This is a genomic window from Paraburkholderia sp. (assembly GCF_035948235.1).
Taxonomy (GTDB): domain Bacteria; phylum Pseudomonadota; class Gammaproteobacteria; order Burkholderiales; family Burkholderiaceae; genus Paraburkholderia.
Genome location: NZ_DASZJJ010000101.1, coordinates 20,360 through 30,013, shown reverse-complemented (window position 1 = coordinate 30,013; position 9,654 = coordinate 20,360). Strand labels below are relative to the sequence as shown.

Genomic DNA, 9,654 nt, shown 5'->3' with positions numbered 1-9,654 from the left:
TATCGATCGTCGCCTTGTTGCGCGCGCGGCAGGGCGCGCACGGTCATGAGGAGGCGACGCTCGATGCGCTCGATCAGCTCAGCGACCGCATGGCCGGCGCGAGCGAAACGCAGGCGCGCGCGGCCGAGCGCATCGAGCGCGAACTGCGCAACGAGATCGCGCGCACCGCGCAGGCTTCGCGCAGCGAGTTCGGCGGTGGCTTTGCGCAGGTGCAGCAGGCGCTCGCCGCGCATCTCACGAGCATCGCGACCGTGCAGAACAGCCAGCTCGACGGCTTCGCGCAACAGCTCGCCAAGCTCACCGAATCCAACGCCCAGCAGCTCGACGCCGTGCGCCAGAGCCAGCAGGTGCAGGCGCAGCAGGCGCGCGACGAGCAGGGCGCGGCGCTACGCCACTTCGGCACCTTGCTCGGCCAGCAGGTTGCGCAACTGATCGAGTCCAACGACCGCCGTCTGACGGAAGTGCGCGCGACGCTCGAACAGCGCCTGAAGGATATCGAGGCGAACAACGCGGCGAAGCTCGAAGAAATGCGCCGCACCGTCGACGAAAAACTGCACGCGACGCTGGAGCAGCGCCTGGGCGAATCGTTCAAGCTGGTCTCCGACCGGCTGGAGCAGGTGCATCGGGGCCTGGGTGAAATGCAGTCGCTGGCGGCGGGTGTCGGCGATCTGAAGAAGGTGCTGACCAACGTAAAGACGCGCGGCACCTGGGGCGAAGTGCAGCTCGAAGCGCTGCTCGAACAGATGCTCACGCCCGAGCAGTACGCGAAGAACGTGGCGACGGTGCCGGGCCGCAGCGAGCGCGTGGAGTTTGCGATTCGCCTGCCCGGGCGCGGTATCAAGACGGGCGAGGCCGGCGGCACGGACGCGCCGGTGTGGCTGCCCGTCGATGCGAAGTTTCCGCGCGAGGATTACGAGCGGCTGATCGATGCGCAGGAGCGCGCCGATGTGGCCGGTATCGAGGAAGCCGGGCGTGCGCTCGAAACGCGAATCCGCGCCGAAGCCCGCACCATCGCCGAAAAATACGTGGCGCCCCCGCACACGACCGATTTCGCGCTGCTGTTCCTGCCCACCGAAGGGCTTTACGCGGAGATCCTGCGCCGGCCGGGGCTGACCGATCTGCTGCAGCGCGACTACCGCGTGACCATCGCAGGGCCGACCACGCTTACGGCCTTGCTCAACAGTCTGCAAATGGGCTTTCGCACGCTCGCCATCGAAAAGCGTTCGAGCGAGGTCTGGCAGGTGCTAGGCGCGGTGAAGACGGAGTTCGGCAAGTTCGGCGACGTGCTGGCGCGCACGAAGACGCAACTGGAAACGGTGACGCGCTCGATCGAAGCCGCCGAAGTGCGCACGCGCATGATGAACCGCAAGCTGCGCGACGTGGAGGCGCTGCCGGGCGAGGAGACGTCGAATCTGCTCGGCGATGCGCTGGGGAACATCGACGAATAGCACCGACGAATAGCGCCGACGATTGGCGCCGCGCGCTCGCCTTCCAATGCAAAGGGCCGTCCGCATCGCTGCGGACGGCCCTTTTTTCTCGTGATGTGGTTTAACCGATCGCCGGTTCGACCGGCGCCGCGAGCTTGTCGAGCGCGTCGCCCGTCACGCGCACGATGCGCCAGTCGGAATAAACGGTTGCGCCCATCTTCTCGTAGAAGCGGATCGCCGGTTCGTTCCAGTCGAGCACGCTCCACTCGAAGCGCGCGCAGTTGCGCTCCACAGCGATGGCCGCGAGCGCACGCAGCATGGCGGTGCCCAGACCCGTGCCGCGCTGCGTCGGCTGCACGTAGAGGTCTTCGAGATACAGCCCGCGCCGGCCGAGAAAGGTCGAATAGTTATGGAAGAACACCGCGTAGCTGACGATCTGGCCCGCGTCTTCGGCAACCAGTGCTTCGGCGGCGGGATGCGCGCCGAACAGCGCATCGGTCAGCAACTCGGGTGTGCCGGTGAAGAGATGCGTGAGCTTTTCGAATGCGGCCAGCTCATACATCAGCGCGTGAATCGCGCCGACATCGGCGGGCGTCGCTGCGCGGATCGTCGCGGCCATTACGCTTCCTCTGGGACGTCTGAGAGATGAATCTCGATGCCGCCGAAGCGCGAGGCGACCCAGTTGTACAGATGGCAGGCGATCCAGAGCAGCACGAAGCCGACGATCGCGTTGAGGATCAGCGCGCTGAACACGGTGCCGAGTTCGAAGGTGCCGTAGCGGAAGAACGCCACCACGGCGACCAGCAGCACGACGGGCACGCTGAAGGTGAGGTAGACGAGGATGAGCGCCTTGGCGGTTTGCCCCGCGGCAATGAACGAGATCTGTTTTTTCATGTGAGTCGGTCCGTAGGTCGAGTGGACGTAGCGCGATGTGGGTTAAGCGTTGACTGGTAAAAAGGATTCAGGCGGTGCGTCAGACGAGTCCGTCGAACAGCATGACGTCGACGGTGTCGCCCGCGTCGAGATCGGCGGCCTCATGGGCGAGCACGATAAAGCAGTTCGCCTCGCTCATGGTGCTCAGCGCACCGGAACTTTGCGATCCCGTGGGCGTGACGCGCCACTGGCCGCGCGCATCGCGTTCGGCGACACCGCGCTGGAACTCCGTGCGGCCCGCGCGTTTGCGGATCGGCGCGTCGCAGCGCGCGGGAATCAGCGGCACGGGCTGCGGCGTCGCACCCGACATGGCGATCAGCGCCGGGCGCACGATCTGATAGAAGCTGACCATGGTGGCGACCGGATTGCCCGGCAGGCCGAACAGCAGCGCCGCGCGGCCCGCGCCGGGACGGCCGCCCGACCAGATGCGGCCGAACGCGAGCGGGCGGCCCGGGCGCATCGCGAGACCCCAGAAGCTCACGTCGCCAAGCGCCTGCAACTGCGTGCGCGTGAAATCGGCTTCGCCCACCGAAACGCCGCCCGAGGTCAGCACGACATCGGCGCTCTCGGCGGCCTGAATGAGCGTGGCGGCCAGCGCTTCGGGATCGTCGCGCACGCGGCCCAGATCGATCGGTTCGACGTCCAGGCGTCGCAGCATTGCGCCGAGCGTATAGCGGTTGCTGTCGTAGATGCAGCCCGCGTCGAGCGGCTGGCCGGGCGAGCGCAGTTCGTCGCCGGTCGAGAAATAGGCCACGCGCAGACGCCGCTTCACCTTGACATCGACGAGGCCAAGCGAGGCCATCAAGCCGATGTCGCTTGCGCGCAGCACGCGGCCGGCGCGCAGCGCCACGCCGCCGCGCGCGAGGTCTTCGCCCTGGCGGCGGCGGTTCGCGCCGGGTGCGAGTGCGTCGGCGGGGAAGGTGATGGTGTCGTCGCCAGCGGTTTCAGCCGGCTGCACGGTGACGCGCTCCTGCGGCACGACGGTGTCGCAGCCCGCGGGCATCGGCGCACCGGTCATGATGCGCACGCAACCACCCGCCGATACGGCGCCCATGAACGGATGCCCCGCGAACGCCTTGCCGACGACGCTCAGCGTGAGGGCGCCAGCCTGTTGCGCGAGCGCGGCGCCGTCGAACGCATAGCCGTCCATCGCCGAGTTGTCGTGCGCGGGCACGTCGATCGGCGAGATCACGTCGGTGGCGAGCACGCGCGCGAGGGCATCGCGCAGTGGCACGCGTTCGCTTTGCGCAAGCGGCGTGACCCATTCCAGCACGATGGCCTGGGCGGCACTGACGGGCAAGGCTTGCGGATCGAACTGGGTGAGGCTTGCGGCGCTGGCGGAGAAAGTATCAGGCGTGGTCATGGGGTGGAGAAGCGTCGCATCCGCACGCTTTTGCACGCATTTTGCAGATGCCTGCAAAAGCGCTGCGGCGATCGTCCTGGTGAGGTGCCCGAAGCCGGCGGCATGCGATGCGCATGGAGCGGCGGTCGGCCGTGCCCGTCAGGCACGGTCGAGATCGGCGAGTTCCTGCAGGGAGTTGACATTGTAAAACGCACGTTCGTCGGCAAAGTTCACTTCGGCGGCCGTGTGGCGCGCGTACCACGCGCGCACCTTGCGCTCGCCCCCGTCCAGGAAGGCCGCGAGGTCGTCGGCGAGCGACGTGTGCAGCAGCGCGAACACGGGGTGCAGGCTGACTTCGCCCGCAGCGTCGGTGGTCGTCGCCGTAGCGATGGCGACGCCGCGCGTGAGAGCGGCTTCGGCCAGACGCGTGCCGAGATCGGCGGGCAGCCACGGCGAATCGCAGGGCGCGCTCAGCAGCCATTCGGTGCGCGCGGCGCGCAATCCGGCGAGCAGACCCGCAAGCGGGCCAGGATAGTCGGGCAGGGTATCGGCCAGCACGCGCGCCTGCCAGGGCGCGCCGAGCGTGGCGTACAGCTCGCGGTTACGGTTCGCGCTGATCGCGAGCGTGCCGACCTGCGGCGCGAGACGCGCGAGCACGTGAGCGGCGAGCGGCTGGCCGTGCAAGGTCTGCAAGCCCTTGTCGGCGCCGCCCATGCGCTGGCCGCGTCCGCCCGCGAGCACGAGGCCGGTGACGTCTGAAGCGGGAATGGCGGAGGAGGTATCGGGCATCGGCGTGGCGCGAGGCGTGGGCGGCGGTGCGGCTTGCGCACCGGCGATGGACGGCGGGCGGCGGATCAGCCGCCGATATACGACATTTCGATACGCCGCTCTTCGCTGGTGGCGGGCGCCGCTGCACTGCCACGCAGCTGCGAGTAGCGGTCGGCGCGTTGTTGCCAGATCTGCGCGATGGCGGCGGAGATCGCCGCGTCGCTCGCTTCGCCGCGCACCAGCGCGCGCAGGTCGTAGCCCATCGACGCGAACAGGCACAGGTACAGCTTGCCTTCGGTCGACAGGCGCGCGCGCGTGCAGTCGCCGCAGAACGCGCGCGTGACGCTGGAGATCACGCCGATTTCGCCTGCGCCGTCCGCATAGCCCCAGCGTTGCGCCGTTTCGGCGGCGCTGTGTGCTTCGAGCGGCACGAGCGGAAAATGCTCGGCGATGCGGGCGACCACATCGGCGGAGGGCAGCACTTCGGCCATGTTCCAGCCGTTGGTCGCGCCCACGTCCATGTATTCGATGAAGCGCAGCGCCACGCCCGAGTTACGGAAGTGGCGCGCAAGCGGCACGATCTCGCTGTCGTTGGTGCCGCGCTTGACGACCATGTTGACCTTGAGCGGCGCGAGGCCCACCGCCTGCGCTGCGGCGATGCCATCGAGCACATCGCTCACCGAAAAATCGGCATCGTTCATGCGGCGGAACAGGGCGTCGTCGAGCGCATCGAGGCTCACGGTCACGCGCGTGAGACCTGCGTCGCGCAGTGCGCGCGCCTTGCGGGCCAGCAGCGAACCGTTGGTGGTGAGCGTGAGATCGAGCGGCGCGCCTTCGGGCGTGCGCAGCGCGGCCAGCCGCTCGATCAGGAATTCGATGTTTTTGCGCAGCAGCGGCTCGCCGCCGGTGAGACGAATCTTGGTGACGCCATGCGCGACGAAAAGCCGCGCCAGACGTTCGATTTCCTCGAGCGTGAGCAGCGAGGAATGCGGCAGGAACGGGTAATCCTTGTCGAAAACCGCGCGCGGCATGCAGTAGACGCAGCGGAAATTGCAGCGATCCGTGACCGAAATCCGCAAATCGCGCAGCGGCCGCGCGAGCGCATCGAACACCTCGCCGGACGGCGCGCGCGCGGATGCCGCCGCGGGCTGGAGGCTGGGCGGCAGGCTGCGGGCATCGGCAACGGGGATGATGCGTCGGGACATGGTCTCTGCGTTTTACGTACTGCGGGCCGCGCAATCTCGCGCGATGTTTCGATTTTAGCCGAAGCACCCGTCGCGCACCGACGAGGGTGAACGCTGATATATCAAAAAAAAGCCCGCCGATATGTGGCGGGCTTTTTGCTGCGATGCGGAATCCCGCACCGGTTCGGCGGGCACCGGAAGCGTTCGAGAGAACGGATTCCGGTGCCTGGGCTCGTAAGGCTTAGCCCTGACGGCCGGTTTCCACCTGCTGCATCGGCGCGGCGTCGGCCGGCGGCAGCGGCTTGCGCTCACGCGGCACGCGCGCGGGCTTGACCACTTGCGCGGCGGCTTCCTGCGCGGCGCGCAGCTTGGCGGTGTCGGTGTTCACCCACACGAGGCCGGCCGATTCGAGCATCGGGGCCAGTGCCTCGCCGCTTGCTGCTGCGGGAGCCTTAGCCGGAGCGGCGGCAGGTGCTGCAACCGGTGCCGGCGCGGCGGTTTCCACTTGCGCCAGCGTTGCTGCCGGAGCCGGTTCAACGGCTTCGACACGCGTTTCGACCGGCGCAGGCTGGGCCACGGCTGCCGGTGCGGCAACTTCGGCGTGCGGCGCTTCGACGCGGTCTTCACGCGCCACCGGAAGTTCGGCGGCAGGCGCTGCGGGCGTTGCCACCGCTTCCACCGCTTTCACCGTTTCCACCGGTGCTGCAGGCGCTTGAGCGACCGGCTCGGCGGCCGCTGCGGGTGCTGCTGCAGGGGCGGCTTCAACCGGCGTTGCGGGCGTCACGTGAGCAACCGGCTCGACGGCCGCAGGCGCGGCTTCGATCGGTGCAGCCGGAGCGGCCGCTTCAACCGGTGCAGCGGTTTCGACCGGAGCGGGAGCAGCAGCAACGGTTTCCACCGGAGCAGCGGGCACAACCGGAGCCTGCACAGGCTGGGCCGCTTGCGTGGCCTCGACTGCTGCGGCGGCTGCAACCGGCAGTGCCGTCACGACCACCGCTTGCGCGACGGACGTGTGCACCACGGTTTCCGACACAGGCGCTTGCTCAGCCTGAGCTTCTGCCTGGCCTTCCGTTGCCGCGGCTTCGTCCGAACCTTCGCCGTCCGCGCCTTCGAGTGCTGCCGAACCTTCTGCATCGCGCTCGCGACGACCGCCACGGCGGCCGCGACGGCGGCGGCGGCGCTCTTCACCTTGCGGTGCTGCACCGTCTTCGTCGAAACCGGCCTGGTTCACGCCATCGGTGAGGGCGGCCTGGGCGGCGTCGGCGGCTTCCGTATCGTTGCCTGCGCTCGCGGCGTCCAGACGCGCTTCCTGAGCCTCTGCGGCTTCGTTCGGCTGCTGACGGCGGCGCTCGCCACGCTCGGCGCGTTCACCACGTTCGCGGCGCTCGCCACGTTCCGCGCGTTCCTGACGCTCGCCACGCGGTGCGGCTTCTGCTGCCTCGCTGCGGTCCTGGCCACGCTCGACGCGTTCGATGCGTTGCTCGCGCGGTTCGCGTGCTTCACGTTCGGCGCGCGGTTCACGGCCTTCGCGTGCTTCACGCGGCTCGCGGGTTTCGCGTGCCTCACGCGGTGCGCGCGGCTCACGGGCTTCACGCGGCTCGCGTGCTTCACGGCTTTCGCGTGCTTCGCGCGGTTCACGTGCTTCGCGGGTTTCGCGCGGCTCGCGTGCTTCGCGTTCCGGGCGGCCCTGGCCTGTGCGCGTGCCGGTTGCGGCTTCGCCACGGCCTGCGGCGTCGCGCCCGCCGGTGCGGCGGTTGCGGTTACGGTCGCCAGCAGCGGACTTGTCGCCACGCTCACCGCGCTCCGTGCGCTCGCCACGTTCGGCGCGTGCCGGGCGGGCTGCCTTGTCCTGCTGGGCGACCGGCGCCGGTGCGGGGGCCGCAGCCGGTGCGCCGCCAAACAGACGCTTGATGAAGCCGAAGAAACCACCGGCGGCCGGAGCTGCCGCGACCGGTACGGCCACGGGTGCGGCCTCCACGGTCTTGACCGGTGCGGACGGCGCCGGACGCTCCGGCGTGATGCCCTTCACCGCGGCTTCCTGCTTGGGCTTGGCTTCGGCGTTGCGCTTGCTGTAACCGGTTTCCGATTCCAGTTCGCGGGCCGCTTCCTCGGCCATCTTCCACGAAGCGCGCGGGTCGTCCAGACGTGCATCGTCGTGACGCAGACGCTCGAGCTTGTAGTGCGGCGTTTCCAGATGCTTGTTCGGGATCAGCACGACGCCGACCTTGAAGCGCGACTCGATCTTGTTGATCTCCGAGCGCTTTTCGTTCAGCAGGAAGGCGGTCACTTCGACCGGCACCTGGCAATGGATTGCCGCGGTGTGTTCCTTCATCGCTTCTTCCTGGATGATGCGCAGGACCTGAAGCGCCGACGATTCCGTATCGCGGATATGACCCGTGCCGTTACAGCGCGGGCAGGTGACGTGGCTGCCTTCCGAGAGGGCCGGGCGCAGACGCTGGCGCGACAGCTCCATCAGGCCGAAGCGCGAGATCTTGCCCATCTGCACGCGCGCGCGGTCGTGGCGCAGGGCGTCCTTCAGGCGTTGTTCGACTTCGCGCTGGCTCTTGGCCGACTCCATGTCGATGAAGTCGATCACGATCAGGCCGCCCAGGTCGCGCAGACGCAGCTGGCGCGCCACTTCGTCGGCGGCTTCCAGGTTGGTGCGCGCGGCGGTTTCCTCGATGTCGGCGCCCTTGGTGGCGCGCGCCGAGTTCACGTCGATGGCGACCAGCGCTTCGGTGTGGTCGATCACGATCGCGCCGCCCGAAGGCAGCGGAACGGTACGCGAGTAGGCCGTTTCGATCTGGTGCTCGATCTGGAAACGCGAGAACAGCGGCACGTCGTCGTGATACCGCTTCACCTTATTGACATTGTCCGGCATCACGATATCCATGAAGGCGCGTGCCTGGTCATAGATCTCGGTGGTGTCGATGAGGATTTCGCCGATATCGGGCTGGAAGTAGTCACGGATCGCGCGGATCACGAGGCTCGATTCCAGATAGATCAGCATCGGCTGACCGCTCGTGCCGGCCTGCGAGGCGGCTTCGATTGCGCGCCACAGTTGCAGCAGGTAGTTCAGGTCCCACTGGAGCTCTTCGGCGGAGCGGCCGATGCCGGCCGTGCGCGCGATGATGCTCATGCCTTCAGGCAGTTGCAGCTGCGCCATGGTTTCGCGCAGTTCCTGACGGTCGTCGCCCTCGATGCGGCGCGACACGCCGCCGCCACGCGGGTTGTTCGGCATGAGCACGAGGTAGCGGCCGGCCAGCGAGATGAAGGTGGTCAGTGCGGCGCCCTTGTTGCCGCGCTCTTCCTTCTCGACCTGAACGATCAGTTCCTGGCCTTCCTTGAGGGCGTCCTGGATACGCGCGCCGCGCATGTCCACGCCGTCGCGGAAGTACTGGCGGGCGACTTCCTTGAACGGCAGGAAGCCGTGGCGGTCTTCGCCGTAGTTGACGAAACAGGCTTCGAGCGACGGCTCGATGCGGGTAACGATGCCCTTGTAGATGTTGCCTTTACGCTGTTCGCGCCCGGCGGTTTCGATGTCGATGTCAATCAGCTTCTGTCCATCGACGATGGCGACGCGCAGTTCTTCCTGCTGCGTCGCGTTGAACAGCATTCGTTTCATTGAACGACTCCAGTGCGGCTTCGCATACTGCCCAGGACACCCTGGAAGCGCCGGCGCTTCGCCGGACGGCACAGGGGCGGGCAGCGGCAAGCCGCGCCTTATTGTGTTTTCACAAGCACGCTGGAGCGGGAAAGATGGCGGGGAGAATTGCCGTTGAGGCGGCCGGTCCGGCGTTGTGTTGCCTGGGACGGGCCGCGTGGGCACATGCGAAATACGTCTTCAGAAGCGAAGAGACGTGCCGGCGGGGCACGGATGTCCTGCGCTTCCAGTGATCCGTCTGTTGCGTGCGCCGGCGGCAAACTGCGCCACGCACGACCGCAACAAAATATCGGCCGCAGCCGCGAACTGCGCGCGCTGCTGGCTGGATCGGCTTAC

The 9,654-nt window shown here is 67.9% G+C and carries 7 protein-coding genes; 1 reads left to right on the top strand and 6 read right to left on the bottom strand.

Annotation, left to right across the window (positions count from 1 at the left end; genetic code table 11):
• The first annotated feature begins 5 nt into the window (after window positions 1-5).
• On the top strand, window positions 6-1,448 hold the full coding sequence (locus tag VG320_RS08460) for a DNA recombination protein RmuC (RefSeq protein ID WP_414695998.1): 1,443 nt from the start codon (window positions 6-8) through the stop codon (window positions 1,446-1,448).
• Window positions 1,449-1,548: 100 nt separating this feature from the next.
• Here VG320_RS08460 and VG320_RS08455 read toward each other — a convergent pair whose 3' ends face one another.
• The 6 genes from VG320_RS08455 to VG320_RS08430 form a co-directional block, all read right to left on the bottom strand.
• Window positions 1,549-2,046 (bottom strand): GNAT family N-acetyltransferase, encoded by a 498-nt coding sequence (locus tag VG320_RS08455; RefSeq protein ID WP_327199666.1) that lies wholly within the window; start codon window positions 2,044-2,046, stop codon window positions 1,549-1,551.
• The gene (locus VG320_RS08450; RefSeq protein ID WP_027817320.1) at window positions 2,046-2,321 is read right to left on the bottom strand and encodes a hypothetical protein; all 276 of its coding nucleotides are present in this window, start codon (window positions 2,319-2,321) and stop codon (window positions 2,046-2,048) included. Before VG320_RS08450 ends, VG320_RS08455 begins: the two co-directional genes overlap by 1 nt.
• Before the next feature lie 79 nt (window positions 2,322-2,400).
• Entirely contained in the window at window positions 2,401-3,723 is a 1,323-nt protein-coding gene (glp, locus tag VG320_RS08445; protein WP_327199665.1) for a gephyrin-like molybdotransferase Glp, read from the bottom strand.
• A 138-nt stretch (window positions 3,724-3,861) separates the two neighbouring features.
• Window positions 3,862-4,491, bottom strand: a complete 630-nt coding sequence (gene mobA, locus VG320_RS08440; protein ID WP_327199664.1) for a molybdenum cofactor guanylyltransferase MobA — start codon at window positions 4,489-4,491, stop codon at window positions 3,862-3,864.
• A gap of 65 nt (window positions 4,492-4,556) precedes the next feature.
• On the bottom strand, window positions 4,557-5,675 hold the full coding sequence (gene moaA / locus VG320_RS08435; protein WP_327199663.1) for a GTP 3',8-cyclase MoaA: 1,119 nt from the start codon (window positions 5,673-5,675) through the stop codon (window positions 4,557-4,559).
• A gap of 220 nt (window positions 5,676-5,895) precedes the next feature.
• Complete coding sequence (locus VG320_RS08430; RefSeq protein ID WP_327199662.1) at window positions 5,896-9,279, bottom strand: Rne/Rng family ribonuclease; 3,384 nt, start codon at window positions 9,277-9,279, stop codon at window positions 5,896-5,898.
• Window positions 9,280-9,654 lie beyond the last annotated feature (375 nt).

What these genes read in the sequence shown, in the direction of transcription:
- VG320_RS08455 (WP_327199666.1), bottom strand. Translation starts at nt 2,046, where the DNA reads ATGGCCGCGACGATCCGCGCAGCGACGCCCGCCGATGTCGGCGCGATT.
- VG320_RS08450 (WP_027817320.1), bottom strand. Translation starts at nt 2,321, where the DNA reads ATGAAAAAACAGATCTCGTTCATTGCCGCGGGGCAAACCGCCAAGGCG.
- glp (WP_327199665.1), bottom strand. Translation starts at nt 3,723, where the DNA reads ATGACCACGCCTGATACTTTCTCCGCCAGCGCCGCAAGCCTCACCCAG.
- mobA (WP_327199664.1), bottom strand. Translation starts at nt 4,491, where the DNA reads ATGCCCGATACCTCCTCCGCCATTCCCGCTTCAGACGTCACCGGCCTC.
- moaA (WP_327199663.1), bottom strand. Translation starts at nt 5,675, where the DNA reads ATGTCCCGACGCATCATCCCCGTTGCCGATGCCCGCAGCCTGCCGCCC.
- VG320_RS08430 (WP_327199662.1), bottom strand. Translation starts at nt 9,279, where the DNA reads ATGAAACGAATGCTGTTCAACGCGACGCAGCAGGAAGAACTGCGCGTC.